This window comes from Qipengyuania qiaonensis (assembly GCF_019711515.1).
Taxonomy (GTDB): Bacteria; Pseudomonadota; Alphaproteobacteria; order Sphingomonadales; family Sphingomonadaceae; genus Qipengyuania; species Qipengyuania qiaonensis.
In genome coordinates, this window is record NZ_JAIGNO010000011.1 from 1 (window position 1) to 19,981 (window position 19,981).

Consider the following 19,981-nt stretch of genomic DNA (forward strand, 5'->3'; position numbering starts at 1 on the left):
CAGTACAAAGCGTTCCATCCAAAGCGTGAATCACAAATCCACGCAAATGGGAATCCTAAATCCCCACAGACCCTAGGTGTCGCGATCCTTCCAGCCCCAGAAGAGCTGGCAGGGCAGCACGTTCCAGAACTCGAACCCGCGATCGATCCTGCGGAAGTGCCGTGCCATGAAATCGCGTGCCCTCGCCGAGAATTGGTAGACGAGGAAGGCGCCACCCGGGCGCAGGACTTCGTGGGTTGCCTGGGCGATGGCCGGGCCCACGCCTTCGGGCAGGGTTGAGAACGGCAGGCCCGAAAGAACATAATCCGCCCCGTCACAGCCATGCGCCTTGACGATTTCGACCACATCGGCGGCCGAGCCGTGGACCGCATGAAAGCGGCTGTCGCGGAAATGTTTCCGCAGATAATCGACATAAAGCGGATTGGTGTCGATCACGATCAGCGTGCCGTCGCGCCGCAGACGGTCGAGCACCGGCTGGCAGAACGTGCCCACTCCCGGGCCGTATTCGACGAACACTTTGCAGCGCTGCCAATCGACCGGCGCCAGCATCTTCTCGATGGTGAAGCGCGACGATGGAATGATCGACCCGACCATGCGCGGTTCCTCTATGAAGCCGCGAAAGAATACGCCCCACTGGCCGAAGAACCGCGCAGCCCGCTTTCGCAAGCTCGGCCGTGCGATGGCGCCAACGCCCTGATGTCCGGTCAAAATCGCGTACCCTGTGACAGTTTCGTTAAACCTCGCATCTGCCAGCCTCTCTGCGCCATTGCAAGGTCGCCGGCGCGGGCCTACCGCGCAATCGATGGCCGATTTCGAACCCGCCGAGACAAGAGCGCCGCTGCCATCGGCGCGCCCGTCCGCCATCCCGCGCGCACGCATGGCGCTCCTGTTTACGGTCATGCTGACCACGGCGGCGGGCAACACGGCGATGCAATCGGTCATGCCGTCGATCGGCACCTCGCTGGGGGTGGACGATGTCTGGATCAGCCTGGCCTATAGCTGGTCTGCCCTGCTCTGGGTGATCTGCGCGCCGATGTGGGCGGAACGCTCGGATCGGCGCGGCCGCAAGGCGATGATGGCGCTGGGCATGCTCGGCTTCATCGCCAGCTTCTTGTTGTGCGGCCTGATGCTATGGTTGGGTCTTGCCGGGATTCTGCCGGCATTCTGGGCGCTGCTGCTGTTCGCGGCTGCGCGCAGTCTCTATGGCGGGTTCGGCAGCGCCGCGCCGCCTGCCGTCCAAGCCTATGTCGCCAGCCGGACGCCCCGATCCGAACGGACGCAGGCGCTGTCGCTGATCGCATCGAGCTTCGGCCTCGGCACCGTGATCGGTCCGGCTCTCGCGCCATTGATGGTGCTACCCGTTATCGGGCTGGCCGGCCCTTTCCTCGTTTTTGCGCTGATCGGAGGTGTCACCCTGATCGCTCTCAGGCTGCGCCTGCCCGACGATGAACCGCAGTTTCCGGCGCGTGGCAGCACATACGAATCTCCCTATTCCGGCAGCCCGAGCTCCGAAGTTGCCAAGAACGCCGGCGGCGGCAGCGAAAACGACAACGATGATGGGGAAGAACTGGATGAGCCGCGCAAGCTGCGCTGGTTCGAACCACGCCTCCGTCCCTGGGTGATTTGCGGGCTGCTCGGTGGTCATGCACAGGCGATGGTGCTCGGAATCGCGGGTTTTCTCGTTCTGGACCGGATGGGTCTGCGGGCCGACCCAACTGCGGGCGCAGGGCCGGTCGGTCTGGTGCTGATGGCAGGCGCGATCGCGACACTTCTTGCCCAATGGGGTCTGATCCCCCGGCTGAACCTCGGCCCACGCGCCGCGTCGCTTTTGGGTATCGCGATTTCCGGTGTGGGCACGATCGTGCTTGCGGTCGGTCAGAACCTGCACACGATCGCCCTGGGATATGCCATCGCATCGCTCGGTTTCGGCCTGTTCCGCCCGGGCAATACGTCCGGAACGTCGCTCGCCCTGACGCGCGCCGAACAGGGCCGGGCCGGAGGTGTCACCGCTTCGGTCGCGGGAGCAAGCTTCATCTATGCGCCCGCGCTAGGCGTCTGGCTTTACAACCATTCCGACTGGCTCGGTTTCGGGTTGATCGTAGCGCTGTGCGGAATAGTTTTCGCCTATGGCTGGGCGAGCTTGCAGGCCGACAGCACGCTGACGCGGGACCGCACCTAGAGAATTTCGAGAACCACATCCTGCGGACGGCAGAGACGGACACCTCTCTCTGTTTCCACGAGCGGTCGTTCGATCAGGATAGGATCTGCAGCCATCGCCGCCAGGATCTCACCCGGCGATGCATCGGGCAGGCCGCGTTCTTCGGCATCGGTCCCGCGCAGGCGCAACCCTTCCCTCGGCGGTATCCCAGCATCGCCGTACAACTGGGCAAGCTTCTCCGCGCTCGGCGGGTTCTGCAGATACTCGATGACTTCGACATCGACCCTGGAAAGGTTTTCGAGGATCGCGAGCGTCTTGCGGGAAGTGCCGCATTTCGGATTGTGCCAGATGGTCGCCTTCATGGCCCGCTTCTCCATTTCGAATCTCGGGTAAGGCCCTGCCGCCGTGGCCGACGAAACGCAAACATCGATTTCCCATAATCCTGTTGCAAATGCGACTGCCTCGCAATATCAAGCACGCATCCAGGAAGGCGAACAGGGAAATTCATGAGATCACGACGCGAGATCGCGCGACCGGCTTCGGTTGGCGCGCCATGCAGCAATCGGGCTCAACTGCGGACGGGCGCAACTCTGCTGGCTCTTGCCGCCGCCGCCAGTCCAGCCATGGTCTCGGCCAATGCGGAAGCCGTGGCTGACGCAGAGGAAACGACCGGCAGGATCGTGGTCACCGCGACGCGCACCCCGCTCGAGATCGAGGATGCGCCGGCAACTGTCACCGATATCGACGATGAGCAGATCGCCGACGAACTGGCGACCGACATCAAGGACCTGGTTCGTTACGAACCCGGTGTGTCGGTCCGCCGCGCACCCGCCCGGTTCGGTGCGGCACTCGGCACCGCCGGGCGGGCGCGCAACGAAGACTTCGTCATTCGCGGGATCGGTGGCAACCGCGTCCTGATCCAGGTTGACGGCATTCGCAGCCCGCAAGGCTTCACATTCGGCGCGCAGGACGCTGGACGTGGCGGCTATACCGACGTCTCGCTGGTCAAATCCGTCGAAATCCTGCGCGGCCCTGCTTCGGCATTATACGGCAGCGACGGTCTTGCAGGCGCCATCAGTTTTACCACCAGCGATCCGGTTGATTTGATCGGCGCAGGGGAAACAGTCGGCGGGTTCGTCCGAGCATCCTATGCCAGCGAGGACAGCGAGTTCGCGGAAACCGCGGCCCTTGCCGGCCGGTTCGGCAATTTCTCGGCCATGCTCGCCTACACCCGCCGCGATTTCGAGGAACTCGACAATCAGGGCGATGTCGGCGGCACTGGATCTGGACGCACTCGGCCAAACCCACAGGACGGCAAATCCAATGCCCTTCTCGGCAAGCTGGTTTGGCATGCTGGCGGACATCGCATTCGCCTGACCGGCGAGTATCTCGACAGCAGGATATATTCCGATGTTCAATCCGGCCTCGAGCCGACCTATCTGTTCGGCCCGCCGCCTGCTCCGCCCGCATGGATCGTCGATCGGCTGGTTGCCGACGACGAGACCGAACGCAAACGGGTTTCGCTCGACTGGACCTGGGAGGGCGAAGAAACGGTCGAATACGCCAATCTAGCCGTTTACGGACAGGACGGCGAAGACATTCAGTATACCGAGGAAGATCGTACCGGCGTCGCGCTCCCCGCCCCCGATCGCACCCGCATGAACACTTTCGAGAACCGCGTCTGGGGTGCGAGCGCCGAGGTTCGGACTCAGTTCGCCACGGGATCGGTCGATTACCGTGCCATTCTTGGCGGCGATATCAGCTGGACGAACCAGAAGGGTCTTCGCGACGGCACCGTCCCGCCGAGTGGAGAGACTTTTCCGACCAGCGCCTTTCCCGAAACCGACTTTATGCTCGGAGGCATATTCCTCGGCAACGAGATCGGCTTCTTCGATGGCGCGCTGACGCTGTATCCAGCCTTGCGGTTCGATTTCTACAGCCTCGATCCGCAGACCGACCCGCTCTATCCCGATCCCAATCTGGGGGCGCAGGACGATTCCCGGCTCTCGCCGAAAGTGGGCGCAGTCGTGAAACTCGGTGAAGATATCCGTCTCTTTGCCAATTACGCGCAAGGCTTCCGCGCGCCCACGCCTTTCCAGATCAACAACTTCTTCAGCAACCCTGCCTTCGGATACACATCGCGCCCCAATCCCGACCTCGGACCCGAACGGAGCGAGAGCTGGGAAGGCGGCATCCGCTACAATAACGATGGGCTGTCGTTGTCGGCCGTAGCGTTCAAAGCCGATTACAAGGATTTCATCGATCAGGCCGTGGTCGGTGGTGCAGGTACGCCAGCCGATCCATCGATCTTCCAGTACGTGAATATCGGCCGGGTCGAGATCGAAGGGCTCGAGGGTCGGGCCGAGTTGCGGTTCGACAGCGGTTTCACCGGGCGTTTTGCCATCGCCTATGCCGATGGCGATGAAATCCTGCCGGGAGGCGGAAAGGTACCGCTCGAATCGGTCGACCCGCTCAATCTTGTGGCGGGCGTTGGCTATCGCGATCCCGGTGGCCGTTTCGGCGGCGAGCTCATCATGACGCATCACGCCCGAAAGGGCGCCGAACGAACCGGTGCGGACAATTACCGGCCCAATGCTTTCATGATCCTCGATGCCACGGCGTTCTTTTCCATCACCGACATGCTCAAGCTGCGCGCGGGCATATTCAATATTTCGAACGAGACCTATTCCTATTGGCAGGACGTCAGGGGCCTGTCGTCAACGGCCTCGACCACCGATCCGGCTACCGGCGGCGCACTGGCCGATGCCTATACGCGGCCCGGCCGCAATGCGAGCGTTTCGCTCAGCTTCCAGTTCTGAGGGAGGACACCCATGAATACAATCACGACACTTTACCGCTCGGCGCTACTCGCCACCGCTCTCATCGCCGCACCGGTACTTGCCGATGGCCCCATCGCCGACCGCGGTGAGGCGGTCGAGCGCGCGCACTTCGAACGTGACCGCGAAACCATCCTATCGATGGCGGGCGATTACAAGGTCCGCTTCGACATGCAGGAATCGACAGCCTGGATGAAGGGCTACGAGCCGCTTGAGCGCAAGATTTCCGGCGGTCATGAATCGGTCCGCGTGATCGAGGATACAGGCACCAGGATCGTACTCCAGCACCTGCTCGTCGTCGGCGAGGAAGGCAGCGAGATGGTGATCAAACACTGGCGGCAGGATTGGGAATACGAGCCGGAGAAAATCCTCGCCTATTCCGGTCCGAACACCTGGGAGTGGATGGAAGTGCCCGAACGTCTGCGCAACGGACGCTGGTCGCAGACGGTCTATCAGGTCGACGACAGTCCGCGCTATGCCGGCTGGGGCGAATGGCACGACAGCCAGGGCATCCGCCGCTGGCGTTCGAACTGGACCTGGCGCCCGCTCGCCCGCCGCGATGCGGTGCGCAATCCGGTCTACGACCGTTATGCCGCGATCAACCGCCACCAGTTGACCCCGACGGGCTGGATTCACTGGCAGGACAATACAAAGATGATGCCCGATGCCGCGGGCGAGGACGGGCTTAAGTCGGTGGTGCAGGAATATGTCCTCAACACCTATGACAAGTTCGACGGCTACAATGTCGCTGCGGCCGATGATTACTGGAAGGCGACCGAAAGCTACTGGGGCGCAGTCCGCGCCAAGTGGGACGAGGTCGCCCAGGCCAACGATGGCATCGCCATCGAAGAAGAAGCGCAGACCGGCACAGTCGTCAGCGGCCGCCTGCTGACCATCGCGAACGAAATCAAGTCCGGCGAGCTGAGCGAGGCCGACGGCATTGCCGAAGCGCAAGCCCTGATCGGCGAGGCGACTGCTCCGGGAGCCGCAGCCAAGGCACAGGTCGCACGTGCGGAGGACGAGTATTGATGGTCAAGCAAACGCTTGCGGCACCTCCGCCCACAGTGCGGCGCAGAAGAGAGACGCGCGTCATAGGATAATTCTTGCAATTGCGAATACTTCTCAATAGCTGGCCACGGCGATCGAGAATCATTTTCGCCTGAGGGATATTCATGACCAATCGTTACTCGCGCGCCGCGCTGTTTGCCGGTGCCGCCTTCGTTTTCTCCGCCAGCGCCGCGCATGCCGATAACGCACAGCCCGAACGCGACTATCTGCCGAGCGATATCGTAGTTACCGGCGAACGCGATACCGGCTACGACAATCGGGACGGCTCCACTGCCACCAAGACTCCGACTCCGTTGATCGACGTGCCGCAGGGCGTCAGCTTCATCACCGAGGATCAGCTGGAAGACCAGGCGATCCACCAGCTTGGCGAAGCCTTGCGGTACGTACCCGGCATCAGCATGGAAACCGGTGAAGGCCACCGCGACGAAGTGTTCATCCGCGGCCAGGAAACGACCGCCGATTTCTATATCGACGGCCTGCGCGACGATGCGCAGTATTATCGCTCGCTCTACAATATCGAGCGGGTCGAAGTGCTCAAGGGCGCCAATGCACTGATCTTCGGACGCGGCGCGGGCGGTGGCGCCATCAACCGCGTGGCCAAGCGCGCCGATCTTGCCGGACAGGCGATCTCTGGAGAGGCCTCGGTCGACAGTTTCGGTGCTTTCGCCCTGCTCGCGGACGTCAACCAGCCGCTTTCCGATGGCGTCGCGCTGCGCGTGAACGGCACCTATGAAGAGTTCGATAGCCATCGCGACTTCTATGAAGGCCGGTTCTTCGGTGTCTCGCCCACCATTACTGCGCAACTCGGCCCGCAAACCACCCTGGTCGCCAGCTACACCTATGACGACGACAAGCGCATCACCGACCGCGGCGTCCCCTCGGTGGACGACATCGGCCCATTGCGCGGCTACGACGATACCTTCTTCGGCGATCCCGATTTCAACGAGGCAGAGGCACAGGTTCATATCGGCCGTGCGCGCATCGAACACGATTTCGGCAGCGGCCTGACTGCCAACGGCACGATCCAGTATGCCGATTACGACAAGGTCTATGCCAACATCCTGCCCTCCGGCTTCGATACGGCCGCCAATACCGTCTTCCTCGGCGGTTATCGCGACTACACGAACCGCGAGAACTGGATCGGCCAAGGCAATCTCGTCTGGCAGACGGGCGGAGATACAATCGAGTCCACCCTGCTGCTCGGCTTCGAAGCGAGCCGCCAGGACACCACCAACGGACGCGATACGGTCAGCTTTACCCGCGCGCCAGGCACGGACGGACTCGCGCCGAACGAAACACCGCTTGCGGATACGATCTTCATCCCGCCCTACGCGCTCAATGTGGGTGCGCGCCTGCGCGATTCCCAGCTCGATACGCTCAGCTTCTATGTTCAGGAGCAGCTCCAGATCGGCAATCACATCGAACTCGTCGGCGGGCTGCGCTGGGATCGCTTCGACCTCCAGACGCTCGACGTCACAGGAGGCGTGTCGGGCGACCGGGTCGATGAGAAAGTCAGCCCCCGCCTCGGCCTGATCGTGAAGCCCAACCGCGATCTCTCGATCTATGCCTCTTACGCGGAAAGCTTCCTGCCCCAGGCCGGCGACCAGTTCCTGCTGCTCAGCCCCACCTCGACCCAGTTCGAGCCGGAGAAGTTCACCAATTACGAGCTTGGCCTGAAATGGGCGCCCCTGGCCAAGGTACTGGTGACCGCCGCCGCCTTCCGGCTCGAGCGGAGCAAGACCCCCTTTACCGACAGCATGGGCGTGACGACCTTGACCGGCAAGAGCCGTGTCGACGGGTTCGAGATCGGCGCGGTCGGCGAGATTACCGATTTCTGGAAAGCCAATCTCGGTTATACCTATCTCGACGGCGAACTGCGCACCGCCAGCAGCTTCGGCCCCGCCGGCCAGCGCCTGCAGCAGACCCCCAAACACCAGGTTGCCGCATGGAACCGGTTCGACGTGACCCAGGCATTGGGCTTCGGACTTGGAGTCATCCACCAGTCGGACCAGTATGCCAGCTTCTCGAACACGGTCGAACTACCCAGCTACTGGCGCGTCGATGCGGCAGCCTATTATACCGTGAACGAGCGCCTGAGCGTTCAGCTCAATATCGAAAATCTATTCGACGAAACCTACTATCCCAGCGCCCATGGTGACGACAATATCCAGCCTGCCGAGCCGTTCAGCGCACGGATCGGTGTGCGGGTGGAAATGTAACTTCACACCGGAGCGGCGATCAAATGGCGTGATCGCCGCTCCTCTAACGGAATGACAGCCCGTCCTGCCAGCCCCACGATGCAAGTATCGGAAAAGTTGGTCAACCGGCGTAGCGCCTATTTCAGCGTACACCCTGAGCGAACTTTGGCTGGTCTTCATTCCTCTTCGGGCGCCGACAAGGCAGGGATCTCGCGCGCAGCATCCTCTGCGCTGATCCCAGGAGCCGGCGCTGCGCTGATGATTTCCTGCCGCCGCGCCACTCGCCCGGCACGCTGGATCGATCGAACCAGGCGTGGATAGACGCCGCAGCGGCACAGATTGGGTATGGCTTCCTTGATCTCCGCTTCCGACGGAGCGGCATTTTTTGCCAGCAGGGCGCTCGCCGCCATGACAATCCCCGGGGTGCAATAGCCGCACTGGATTGCCTGTTCGGCAACCATCGCCTGCTGGACGGGATGCGAGCGGTCGCGGCTCAGGCCTTCGATCGTTGTGATGAACCGGCCTTCGGATTCGGCGATAGTGATGAGGCAGGATCGCAGCGCCTCGCCATCGACATGAACCATACACGCGCCGCAATCGCCCTCGCCGCAGCCATATTTGGTGCCGGTAAGATTGGCCGCGTCGCGCAGGGCCCACAGCAACGGGGTATCGGGGTCCATCAGGAAGCGCATCGGCTTCCCGTTGACAGTCATGCTGGTCATGCGCGGCGCGTCTCAGGCCGCGGTCAGTACTTCCAGCTATCGTCTATCTTCGACACGCGGCGCTTCCACGCCTCGAAATCGAACACGCCCGCCCCGCCCTGCGAGGTCATCACCGCTATGTCGCGCTGGTGGACGTCGACCACTTCCCGCGAAATCACATTGGCCTCGCCCTGGCTCAGCGTCGCGACCTGGATCTCGCAGGCACGCTGCAAGGCCCACATCTTCACGAACATGCCGGGAATGGTCTTGTCCATCACCACCGGCCCGTGATTGCGCAGCATCAGGATCGAATGGTCGCCAAGGTTTTCGACCAGCCGTTCCCCCTCGTCGGGGCGGACCGTCACGCCTTCGAAATCGTGATAGCCGATCTGATCCTGGAAATTGCAGGCGTAGAAATTGGTCGGGACCAGCCCGTCCTTGTGGCTGCATACTGCCATGGTGGCGGTGGTGTGCACATGGCAGATGGCGTTTGCGCGGCTGCCGAGGTTCTTGTGAAAATAGGCATGCTGGGTGAAGCCGGCCTTGTTGACCATGTATTGCGACGGACCGACATTGTTGCCCTCGACATCGATCTTGACCAGATTCGAAGCGGTTACCTCGTCGTAGAGCAGCCCGAACGGGTTGATCAGGAAGACATCCTCCTCACCTGGTACGGCAACCGAGATGTGGTTGTAGATGCTTTCGCCCCAGCCGAGATGGTCGAAGATGCGATAGCAGGCCGCGAGATCCTGCCGCGCCTGCCATTCGGCATCGGTGCACTCGAAATCGCGGGTCTTCATCTGGGTCGCCATGGCGTTCTCTCTCCGTAAGAGGTTTTGTTTCAGGACTTGTATCGCACGAGCCGGCCCGAGTCCGCAAGCAAGCTGGACTTCGCGCTAGGCAAGCCCGCCGCACCCCGCTAACGCCCCAGCCGATGAGCGAGATGGCCAAACTCACCCGCGGGAGTATTCGCGGCCATCTCGTCGAGCAGACGCTGCCGATGGTTTTCGGGGTCGCGGCGATCATGTCGGTCGGACTGATCGACGCCTATTTCATCGGTCAGCTCGGCGCGCAGGAACTGGCCGCGGTCAGCTTCATCTTCCCGATCACCATTGCGCTTTCGAGCCTCGGTGTGGGCGTTATGGTCGGCATCAATTCCGTGATCGCCCGGGCCCTTGGCGAAGGCAATGTCGCGCGCGCCGAGCGGCGGGCGAATTTCGGCGCGGTATTCGCGCTGGTCGCCGGGATCGTCCTGGGCCTGCTGCTGTACCTTGTGCTCGACCCATTATTCCGGCTCATGCAGGCATCGGACGCGCTCTTGCCGCTGATTCAGCAGTATATGCGGCCCTATGCGCTGGGCTTGCCCGTGCTGCTGCTTCAGATGGGGCTGAACGGCGTGCTGCGCGGGCAGGGAGAAGCGCGCAAGACAAGCTATGTCTCGCTGACCTATTCGCTCGCCAACTGGATTCTCGACCCGATCCTCATCACCGGAGCCTTCGGCTTCGAAGGCTTCGGCATAGCCGGGGCGGCGTATGCCACGATTGCCGGGTTCGCCATTGCGATCCTGGCGGCGCTGTGGCTCATCAAGGGCGCCCAATTACAGATTCATCCTGCGGCGATCCGCGACTGCGACATCGGCGCATCGAGCAGGGCGATCATCTCGGTGGCCGGGCCGGCCGCTTTTTCCAACGCCATCAATCCCATCGGATTATCGGTTCTCACCGCGCTCCTCGCCAGTCAGGGGGAAGCGGCCGTTGCGGGCTTCGGTGCGGCAGGCCGACTGCAGAGCTTCGCCGTCGTGCCCTTGCTGGCGCTTTCGGGATCGATCGGTGCGATTGTCGGACAGAACTGGGGTGCCAACCGACCGGACCGTTCACGCCGAGCCATGTGGTGGTCCGCCCTGTTCTGCCTCGGATACGGCTTGGCTATCGCGCTCTTGCTGTTCCTTACGGGCGACTGGTTTGCCGATTTCTTCACCGACAATCCTGCCGTTATCGACGAATTCTCGCATTACCTCGCGATCTCGGTTTGGGGATATGCGGGTTTCGGCCTGCTGATTGTCGCCAATGGTGCGTTGAACGCCGTCGACAAAGCCGGTCTCGCCCTAGCCCAGAGCGCGGCGCGGGTTTTCCTCGTCATGCTTCCTTTCGGCTGGGTGCTTCGCGCCAACTACGGGTCCGACGCAATCTACGCAGCCGAACTCGTCGCGAACCTGCTTGGTGGCGCGCTTGCCGCGTTTGTCGTCTGGCGCGTCCTTCGTGTCGGTCCAGAAAAGGTCCGTTCGCTTCAAAACCAATAGTTAACCATCATCGTCCATAGCCTCTTCTGATCGTACGAAGGGCTTTGAATCATGGACGACCTGCTGGCGGATTTCGTAGCAGAAACCAGCGAAATGCTGGAAGCAAGCGGTGGCGAGATCGTCGCGTGGGAAGCCGATCCTTCGGACAGGGCGCGGCTGGATACGATTTTCCGCTTCGTCCATACGGTCAAGGGCAATTGCGGCTTTTTCGACTTTCCGCGACTGGAAAAGCTGAGCCACGCGGCGGAAGATGCGCTGGCCGAATGTCGTGCCGGTCGCCGCGAACCCGACAGCACGCTCGTGTCGGCGGTGCTGGCCATTGTGGATCGCATCAGCGAGATGACCGATGCCATCGGCGCCGGCGAGGAATTTCCCGCAGGCGGCGATGACGCTCTGATCGCAGCGCTTCAATCGGACGAAACTCCCGGCGTCGTGGGCGAAGCCCCGTCGATTGCACCGGAACAGCCGGCTGTGGGCGGCGTAGACAAGGATGCGGCTCCGAAAGCGGCTCGCAATGCCGTCCAACGCACGATCCGCCTTCCTACCGATCTGCTCGACGAGGTCATGAAGGGCGTTTCGGATATGGTCCTCGCCCGAAACGATCTGGCCCGTCGTCTGCGCGAAGCGGGCGAACAGCCGACGATCGACGGACCGTTCGACCGCCTCAGCACCATACTTGCCGATGTCCGCACATCGATCACCCGCATGCGCATGCAGCGGCTCGAGCACCTCTTCACCTCGTTCCCCCGCCTCGTGCGAGATCTGTCCACCGAACTCGGCAAACAGGTCATGGTCGATTTGGAAGGAGGCGAAGTCGAGCTGGATCGCGAGATGGTGGAGATGGTCCGCGATCCGCTGACCCACATCATCCGCAACGCCATCGATCATGGCCTCGAAGGCCCCGGCGAACGCATCAAGACGGGCAAGCGCGAGATCGGCTTGCTGAAATTCGCCGCCCGCCAGTCGGGCAATCAGATCACCCTCGCCATCACGGATGACGGGCGCGGCATCGACACCGACCGCCTTGCGGCGAAAGCTGTTGCGGCAGGCATCTACAGCCAGTCCGAAATCGACAGGATGTCCGAACGCCGCAAGCTTTATCTTATTTTCGAGCCAGGTCTTTCGACCGCCGAAAAGGTCAGCTCGGTTTCTGGCCGGGGTGTCGGCATGGATGTGGTGCGTTCCAATATAGAACGTGTCGGCGGTTCGATCGATGTTACCAGCAAGCCCGGCGAAGGCACCAGCTTCTATCTGAAGCTGCCGCTCACCCTCAGCATCATTGCGGCGCTGACCGTGGGCAGCGGCGGTCAGCGCTACGCGATCCCGCGCAGCTATGTCGAAGAGATCGTCTTCGGATCGAGCGACCATGTCGATTTCGCCGAGGCCGGCGAACGCCGACTGGTTACTTTCCGCGGCCAGCGCGTGCCCTGCCTTTCGCTCGGCGAAATTCTCGGTATCGAAGCCAACGAGCACGTGGATTGGGAAAGTCGGACGCTTGTGCTCATTCGACTTGCTACCGACGATGTGTTCGCGCTCGCCGTTGACCGGGTCTACGACCACGAGGACGTGGTGGTGAAACCGATCGCTCCCGCGATCATGGAAACTCGCCTCTATGCCGGCACTACGCTGCTGGATGACGGTAAACCGATGATGTTGATCGATTTGCCGAGCATTGCGCAGCTTCGAGGCCTGGTGACCGAGATGCGCAGCAGCTCCCGCGTAGACGAGGAAGAGAAGGTCGAGGATCGAAAAACCACGCCGATAATGCTGTTCACGGGCCTCGACGGACGGCAGCGCGCTGCGCGGCTCGAACTCGTCCGCCGCATCGACACGATTTCGCGCGATGCCATCGACATCGAAGGCTCCCGGGCACAAGCCGTCATCGACGGTGCAATCTTCTCGCTTGTCGGCCACGAATATGGGGATCTGCCGGAAGAAAAGTGCCGCCTGCTGCGCCTGTCGGACGGCGAATGCGAAATCGCCTACGCCGTGCGAGAGGTTCTCGATGCCGCCAATATGGAAGGCGAAATCGTCCCTTCAACGGTCGATCCCGCGATTGAAGGTGTTACGCTGATAGGCAATCAACCGGTGCCCGTCATCGATGGTCACACCCTGTTCGCCAGCCATCGCGCTCCGCGCCGCGTCGACCATCCGATGTCCTGCCGCCTGCCTGCCGACAGCGACTGGGCTCGCACCATTCTTGGACCGCTGGTCGAAGCTGCGGGCTACCGCGTTTCGACCGAAGACAGCGAAGAAGCCGATGTGGAGATTCGGTTGGCGGAAAGCACTGCGGAGATTTCCTGTCCCGCACGCCGCGTGATCCATCTGCGCCCCGAACCCGAAGTCGCCGTTGAAGACACATCCGACAGCATCTATCGCTACGATCGCGAGGCACTGCTGGCCGCGCTCAAGCAATTCCGCATGGGGAAGACGGCATGAACGAACTGCTGCTGATGTGCCTGATCGCCGGGCGGCGCGCCGCAATTCCGGCAATCCAAGTCCAGTCCGTGATCGAGATCGGCGAAATAACACCCATCCCTGGCGTGCCCGCCTTCATCCGTGGCCTGACCGCTCTGCGCAGTCAGGCGCTGACGGTGATCGATTGCTCCATTGCGCTGGGCTTCGAGGGCCAGGCCGAGATTGCCGACCAGCGCGCTGCGGTGGTGGACGTCGATGGCCATCTCTACGCGCTGATGGTCGATGCGGCCTACGACGTCGGTGAAGCGCGCAGCGAACCGATGGATGTTCCAGGTGGTTTCGGACCCGGCTGGCAGGCTGCGGCGCGCGGGATGGTCGAAACCGACGGCGGCCCGACTCTTCTTATCGATGTCCAGACCATCGTGGCAGGGTCAATCGCAGAAGCGGCTTAAGCGAATAGTTACCCACCGGGGTTAGGAAACGTCGGAAAGCACCAGAGGTCATTGAAATGAAAACCTGCCTTATCGTCGATGATTCGCGCGTCATCCGCAAGGTTTCGAGGCACATCCTCGAAACGCTCGGCTTCAGTGTCGAGGAAGCGGAGAACGGCCAGGAAGCCCTCGATCGTTGCGACGAAGCCATGCCCGACGTCGTTTTGCTCGACTGGAACATGCCCGTCATGACCGGCATCGAGTTCATTACGCAGCTCCGCCAGCGCGACGGCGGAGACAAGCCCAAAGTCGTTTTCTGCACGACCGAGAACGATGTCGCCCACATCCGCGAAGCGATCAGCGCCGGTGCCGACGAGTATGTCATGAAGCCGTTCGATCACGAGACGCTACAGATCAAGCTGCAGCTTGTCGGTATGGCCTGAGGTGGCGTGACATGGGCGCGCTTCTCCGTTCCGACTCCTCTGTAGCGGACACACCCCGCAAGCTCTGCGCCGACCCGGTGCGGGTAATGATCGTCGACGATTCGCTGACGGTGCGCACGGTATTCTCGCGCATGATCAAGCTAGAACACGACATGAGCGTCGTTGCGACCGCGAGCACAGCGGAAAGCGGTATCGCGGAACTGGCTGCAGCCAACCCGCACGTGATGCTCCTCGATCTCGAAATGCCCGGTATGGGCGGGATCGAGGCACTACCGAAAATCCTGGAAGCCGCACCCGAAACCAAGGTGCTCGTAATCTCATCGCTCACCGCCGATGGCGCTGAGGCAACCGTAAAGGCCCTTTCCCTGGGTGCTGCGGACACGATGCTCAAGCCGCGACCGGGCGGTTTCAACGATGACTACAGATCGAACCTGCTCGGCAAGATCCGTGCGCTGAAAGGCATCAAGCCGGAAGAGGCCGCGAGGGTGGTTGCGACTGCGCCGCTGACCAGATCGGCGACCAAGGCACCCCAGGTCGTCGCGATCGGCGCGTCGACCGGCGGTATTCACGCGCTCAACCTGTTCCTGCGCCAGGTACCGAAGAACTTCGATCTGCCGATACTGATCACCCAGCATCTTCCCGCGAGCTTCATTCCGGTATTTGCCAATCAGATGGAAATGGCAGCCGATAGACAGACAGTTCTGGCGGACGAAGGTGTCGAGATCCAGCGTGGCAGAATCTACATCGCGCCCGGCCATGGCCACATGGTCGTCCGCAAGTCTGCCGGCCGTCACGTTCTCGGCCTCGCATATCATCCGGTGAAGAGCGGGTGCACGCCTTCGGTGGATCCCATGTTCGAAACGCTTGCCGAAGCGTTCGATGGCCATGTGGCGGGCGTGCTGCTCTCGGGGATGGGCCGCGACGGTACAGAAGGTGCCCAGTCGATCGTCGCCGCTGGCGGCACGGTGTTCGCGCAGAATGCCGAAACCTGCGCAGTTTGGGGTATGCCACGCGCAGTGACCGAACTGGGACTGGCTGCAGCCGTACTGCCGCCCGCAGAACTCGCCGACAAACTCATTGCAAGCGCAGGAGCAAGCGCATGGAAATAGACGATGCTTCGCACCGGATCATCGGCGACCTCCTTGCGCAACGGACTGGACAGCAACTCACCGAAGGTCGCCGCTGGCGTGTGTCAAGCGCCCTGTCCGGGCTGTTCCGCGAACTGGGTATCGAGAATGTCGACCAGCTAGCCTGCATGCTCGAACGGCCGGGCGAACAACGCCTTGCAACCAAAGTGGTGGAATCGCTGCTCAACAACGAGACCTATTTCTTCCGCGATCACGCATATTTCTCTCAGCTGTCGAACCATGTGCTGCCCGATCTTGCGCGCAATCGCGAGCCGACCAAGCGGCTGTCGATCTGGTCGGCAGGGTGTTCGACCGGCCAGGAAGCGCTCAGCCTGGCGATGATTTTCGCCGAACAGCCCAGCCGCTGGAAAGGTTGGACGATCGAGATTCTCGGTACGGATGTTTCGGGCAAGGCTGTCGAAACGGCACGCAGCGGGCTTTACACACAGTTCGAAATCCAGCGCGGGATAAGCGTTGCACAGATGCTGAACTTCTTTGCCGAATGCAGGGGCAATTGGCAGGCATCGGACAAAATCCGATCGATGACGCGCTTTCAACAGCACAATATCCTCGACTATCCGCCCTCGCCCGGCCGGTTCGATCTGGTCATGTGCCGCAACGTACTGCTTTATTTCGATCCGGCCACGCGGGCGACCGCATTCGACCGGGTGGCCAGCGGGATTACGCATGATGGCTGGCTGATGCTCGGCGCGGGCGAAACCGTCGTCGGCCAGACCGATCGGTTCAAACCGGCCACCTGCGGTTCGTCCCTGTATCGACCGGTTCAGCGGGACATTTCGGCTGTGCAGCCACAGTTGAGAGCCGCCGTTTCGTGAGCAACCGCCTGCCCTACACAATACGGTAAATCGTGATTTTACCGTTCCTTAGCGAATGCACCCTAGGCCTTCGCGACAGGTCGCAAACATAGAGGCGCATGGGCAAAAATGACAGTGGGGTCCCACACCTCGTATGAAAGCGCCGGTTCGCGAACGATCATCTTTGGTCCGATCGCCGCGCTTGCGGGCATTTTCGTCCTGACATGGGTCGTGGCGCTCGCCAATCGCCTGTATGGCTTTACGTCTCCGTACACCGTGCTTGGCGTCGGAATGGCTCTGTTCGGTACGACGGCCGCAATCAGCACCTATTTCGGTATGCGGCATCTGCGCAAAGTCGATCTGCTATCCCGCAGCGACAGCCTTACCCTACTGCCCAACCGACGGGCGCTGCACAGCGATATCCAAGAGGAATTTCGCCAAGGCCACGAAGTTGCCCTGGCGATGATCGATCTGGACGGCTTCAAGCTGACCAACGATCACTACGGGCATTTTGTCGGCGACGCCGCGATCCGCGAATGTGCGAATATCTTCAGGCAGACCAGCGATGGAGAGGCGAGGATTTATCGGCTGGGCGGAGACGAGTATGCGATGATGATCGGTGGGCCAGTCTCCGGCACTCTGCTCGAAGGATTGAGTCGCCGCATCATCGAACGTCTTTCCAAACCGATCCATGTCGAGGATCGACGGCTTACGCTCGGTGCAAGCATCGGTCTTGCACGCCGTGTCCCGCAAGACGACGTCACGTCGTCGGAACTGCTCCGTCGCGCCGATGTTGCGATGTATGCCTCCAAACGCGGCGGCAAGATGCGTTGTACCTGGTTCAATCCGGCATTCGATCAGAGCCGTGAACAATTGCGGGAAATGGATGACGAGCTGAGAAGCGCGCTCGCCAACAACGAATTCCGCCTCAACTACCAGCCGCTGGTCGACAGCAGGACACGCATGGTGGTGTCTGTAGAATGCCTGATGCGCTGGGATCGTCCCGACGGCAAACGCGTCGGCCCGAACATTTTCATTCCTGTTGCCGAGGAAAGCGGTCTGATCAATCCGATCGGATTGTGGGTGTTGCGCAAGGCGTGCTGCGATGCGCTCGACTGGAGCGATATTGCGCTGTCGGTCAACATTTCCGCCGCTCAGCTGCGCAATCCGGAATTCCCCGTCCAGTTGGGACACATTCTCGAGGAGACCGGCTTCCCCCCCGAAAGGCTGGAACTCGAGATTACCGAAACCTGCCTTGTCCTCGACCCCGTGGTTGCCGAACGCAGTCTTGCAGTCATTCGCGGCTTCGGCGTGCGTGTTGCTCTGGACGATTTTGGCACTGGCTATGCATCCTTCGGCTTCCTGCGCCAGTTCCGCTTCGAAAAGCTGAAGATCGACCGAAGCCTGGTGGTTCAGGCGAGCCAGGATGACGGCAGCCGAGCCATGATGCTCTCCAGTATCACGGTCGCTCGCGCCATGAAGATGGGTGTTACCGCCGAAGGCGTCGAGACTGAGGAACAGGCCGACATGGTCCGCGCTGCCGGTTGCGACCAGATCCAGGGCTGGCTGTATTTCAAGGCTATGCCTGCCGAGGAAATCGCCCAACACCTCGGCAAGCCGATAAGCTTGCCCAATGCGGCCAGCAGTAGAAATAGCATAGTTGCATGAGTTCGCTTCACGACATGGTAAACGGCCTCGTTGCCGAGCAAGAGGCGTCGCCCGGCAAGCATCTGCCCGAAATTGCTGCGACAATGCGCTTCGCGGACATCGTCGGAAGCTCAGAGCCTGCAGCCCAGCAAGGATTCAGAGGCTGGCTCAATCGTAAGTCGGTCGGCGAAAAGTTGCGTGCCATTTCTCTCGCCACCATCGCGATAGTGTTTCTCAGCCTGTTCGGAACATTCGTAGGCGGATATCTGGCGCTGGATGCGCGCACCGAACGTATGGCGATCTCCTCCGCCGCCTTGGCCGCCGAACGGATGGTGGCCGACACCAATGAAGGGCGCCTCTTCGTCCAGCGCTATGCGGTATCGGGCGATCGGAGCGATCTGATCGACGCGCTCGAATCCTTCACCGAAACCGATCGCGATCTCACGGTTCTGAAAGGCCATGCCGCAAACTCGGCATCATCGGTTCTTCCGCGCCTGGCGGAACTCGACAACATGCTTTCGCGAATTCGCATGCGCGTAACGGATGCGCAGAAGTCGCGCGGCACCCAAGCCCAATGGCAGGAGTTCTCGGATAGCATATATGTCGAAGGTCAGGCGTTCGTCGATCAGGCGATCCAGGCGCGCGAAGATATCGAACGTATCGGCGAAGCATCGGACACGGCGACACAAACGATGGTTCTTTGGTTGTTCGTCGGCTTCTTCGGCATAGCCATCACCGGGCTATCCGTTGCCTGGATAAGCTCCAGAGTGCTCGGTCGCGATGTCTCAGGTACGCTGAGCCGGATGACCGATGTCGCAACACGCCTCGCCCATGGCGAAAAGAACATCCATATTCCCGCTACGCACCGGCACGATGAGATTGGCGACCTCGCTCGGGCACTCGAGATATTCCTTCAGGCGGCCCGACAGATCGAACTGCTTGCTCAGGAACGCGAAACGCTTCAGCGCGAACGAGGCAGGGAACTGGTCGTTTTCGCGAAAAAGTTTGAAGCCACGGTCGGCGACGTCGTCAATGGGGTAGCTTCGGCGTCCACCCAGTTGCAGACCACCGCTGGTTCGATGGCCGACACTGCCGAGCAGGCGACGACCCAGGCATCTATCGTTTCGTCGTCGATGACACATGCATCGCACGGTGTGACGGCGGCGGCAGCGGCATCGGACGAATTCGCCATGTCGATCGGCGAGATCAGCCGCCAAGCGGCGCATTCCGCCGAACTTGCCCGCAAGGCAACGGATACAGCCGGCGGCGCCGACGAAAAAATCTCGGCTCTTGCCGTCTCCGCCGGTCAGGTCGGCCAGATCGTCGAACTGATCCAGTCGATCGCGAAACGGACCAATCTCCTCGCGCTCAATGCCTCGATCGAAGCAGCGCGTGGAGGAGAAGCGGGTCGAGGATTCGCGGTTGTCGCCAGCGAAGTCAAGGAACTGGCCGCCCAGACCAGCCGCGCCACGGAGGATGTCGCGCGGCAGATCCGCGCAATGCAGGATTCGACCGGTGCCAGCGTAAGTGCGCTGCGCTCGATTGTCGGTCAGATCAAGGAATTGGAAGCTACGGCCATTTCCATCGCCAGTGCGGTGGATCAGCAATCGCTGGCCGGGCAGGATCTTGCGCGCAGCATCGGCCTCGCAGCCCGCTCTACCGATGAAGTGTCGTCGAATATCGTCCATGTCCGCGAAGCCAGTCTGGCTACGGGCACCGCTGCCAATCAGGTGTTGAATTCATCGACCGAGCTCGAGGCACAGGCGAACACTCTGAAATCCCAGGTTGCGAGCTTCCTGCAGCACGTCCGGGCGGCTTAACCCCATTTCAAGCAATTCC

The 19,981-nt window shown here is 61.5% G+C and carries 16 protein-coding genes; 12 read left to right on the top strand and 4 right to left on the bottom strand.

Features of this window, described 5'->3' with window-relative positions; genetic code table 11:
* Positions 1-72: 72 nt before the first annotated feature.
* Entirely contained in the window at positions 73-708 is a 636-nt protein-coding gene (locus K3174_RS13735) for a class I SAM-dependent methyltransferase (RefSeq protein WP_221559554.1), read from the bottom strand.
* Positions 709-802: 94 nt separating this feature from the next.
* On the opposite strand from K3174_RS13735, the gene K3174_RS13740 reads away from it, so the two are divergent.
* Entirely contained in the window at positions 803-2,179 is a 1,377-nt protein-coding gene (locus K3174_RS13740; protein WP_221559556.1) for an MFS transporter, read from the top strand.
* Here the strand turns inward: K3174_RS13740 and K3174_RS13745 are convergent.
* Positions 2,176-2,520 (bottom strand): arsenate reductase family protein, encoded by a 345-nt coding sequence (locus K3174_RS13745; RefSeq protein ID WP_221559558.1) that lies wholly within the window; start codon positions 2,518-2,520, stop codon positions 2,176-2,178. The genes K3174_RS13740 and K3174_RS13745 overlap by 4 nt on opposite strands.
* Positions 2,521-2,664: 144 nt before the next feature.
* On the opposite strand from K3174_RS13745, the gene K3174_RS13750 reads away from it, so the two are divergent.
* From K3174_RS13750 to K3174_RS13760, 3 genes are all read left to right on the top strand, one after another.
* Positions 2,665-4,977: a TonB-dependent hemoglobin/transferrin/lactoferrin family receptor gene (locus tag K3174_RS13750; RefSeq protein ID WP_221559560.1), complete on the top strand. Its 2,313-nt coding sequence runs from the start codon at positions 2,665-2,667 to the stop codon at positions 4,975-4,977.
* A gap of 12 nt (positions 4,978-4,989) precedes the next feature.
* Complete coding sequence (locus tag K3174_RS13755) at positions 4,990-6,024, top strand: DUF6607 family protein (protein ID WP_221559563.1); 1,035 nt, start codon at positions 4,990-4,992, stop codon at positions 6,022-6,024.
* A 143-nt stretch (positions 6,025-6,167) separates the two neighbouring features.
* The gene (locus K3174_RS13760) at positions 6,168-8,282 is read left to right on the top strand and encodes a TonB-dependent receptor (RefSeq protein ID WP_221559565.1); all 2,115 of its coding nucleotides are present in this window, start codon (positions 6,168-6,170) and stop codon (positions 8,280-8,282) included.
* A gap of 155 nt (positions 8,283-8,437) precedes the next feature.
* Here the strand turns inward: K3174_RS13760 and K3174_RS13765 are convergent, their stop codons facing one another.
* The gene (locus K3174_RS13765; RefSeq protein WP_221559567.1) at positions 8,438-8,983 is read right to left on the bottom strand and encodes a (2Fe-2S)-binding protein; all 546 of its coding nucleotides are present in this window, start codon (positions 8,981-8,983) and stop codon (positions 8,438-8,440) included.
* 23 nt (positions 8,984-9,006) lie between these two features.
* Positions 9,007-9,774, bottom strand: a complete 768-nt coding sequence (locus K3174_RS13770; RefSeq protein ID WP_221559569.1) for a class II aldolase/adducin family protein — start codon at positions 9,772-9,774, stop codon at positions 9,007-9,009.
* A gap of 122 nt (positions 9,775-9,896) precedes the next feature.
* Here K3174_RS13770 and K3174_RS13775 point away from each other — a divergent pair, with 122 nt between their 5' ends.
* The 8 genes from K3174_RS13775 (at position 9,897) to K3174_RS13810 (ending at position 19,962) form a co-directional block, all read left to right on the top strand.
* Entirely contained in the window at positions 9,897-11,261 is a 1,365-nt protein-coding gene (locus K3174_RS13775; protein ID WP_221559571.1) for an MATE family efflux transporter, read from the top strand.
* Between the two features lie 51 nt (positions 11,262-11,312).
* Positions 11,313-13,700 (top strand): chemotaxis protein CheA, encoded by a 2,388-nt coding sequence (locus K3174_RS13780; protein ID WP_221559581.1) that lies wholly within the window; start codon positions 11,313-11,315, stop codon positions 13,698-13,700.
* Positions 13,697-14,131: a chemotaxis protein CheW gene (locus tag K3174_RS13785; protein ID WP_221559583.1), complete on the top strand. Its 435-nt coding sequence runs from the start codon at positions 13,697-13,699 to the stop codon at positions 14,129-14,131. The genes K3174_RS13780 and K3174_RS13785 overlap by 4 nt, the downstream gene beginning before the upstream one ends.
* A 56-nt stretch (positions 14,132-14,187) precedes the next feature.
* Positions 14,188-14,553 carry a response regulator gene (locus tag K3174_RS13790; RefSeq protein ID WP_221559585.1) on the top strand — a complete coding sequence of 122 codons (366 nt, stop codon included), beginning with the start codon at positions 14,188-14,190 and terminating at the stop codon, positions 14,551-14,553.
* A gap of 11 nt (positions 14,554-14,564) precedes the next feature.
* The gene (gene cheB, locus K3174_RS13795) at positions 14,565-15,662 is read left to right on the top strand and encodes a chemotaxis-specific protein-glutamate methyltransferase CheB (RefSeq protein WP_247712194.1); all 1,098 of its coding nucleotides are present in this window, start codon (positions 14,565-14,567) and stop codon (positions 15,660-15,662) included.
* Positions 15,653-16,516, top strand: a complete 864-nt coding sequence (locus tag K3174_RS13800) for a CheR family methyltransferase (RefSeq protein WP_221559587.1) — start codon at positions 15,653-15,655, stop codon at positions 16,514-16,516. Before cheB ends, K3174_RS13800 begins: the two co-directional genes overlap by 10 nt.
* 108 nt (positions 16,517-16,624) lie before the next feature.
* Complete coding sequence (locus K3174_RS13805; protein ID WP_221559589.1) at positions 16,625-18,163, top strand: putative bifunctional diguanylate cyclase/phosphodiesterase; 1,539 nt, start codon at positions 16,625-16,627, stop codon at positions 18,161-18,163.
* Positions 18,160-19,962 (top strand): methyl-accepting chemotaxis protein, encoded by a 1,803-nt coding sequence (locus tag K3174_RS13810; protein WP_247712195.1) that lies wholly within the window; start codon positions 18,160-18,162, stop codon positions 19,960-19,962. The genes K3174_RS13805 and K3174_RS13810 overlap by 4 nt, the downstream gene beginning before the upstream one ends.
* Positions 19,963-19,981 lie beyond the last annotated feature (19 nt).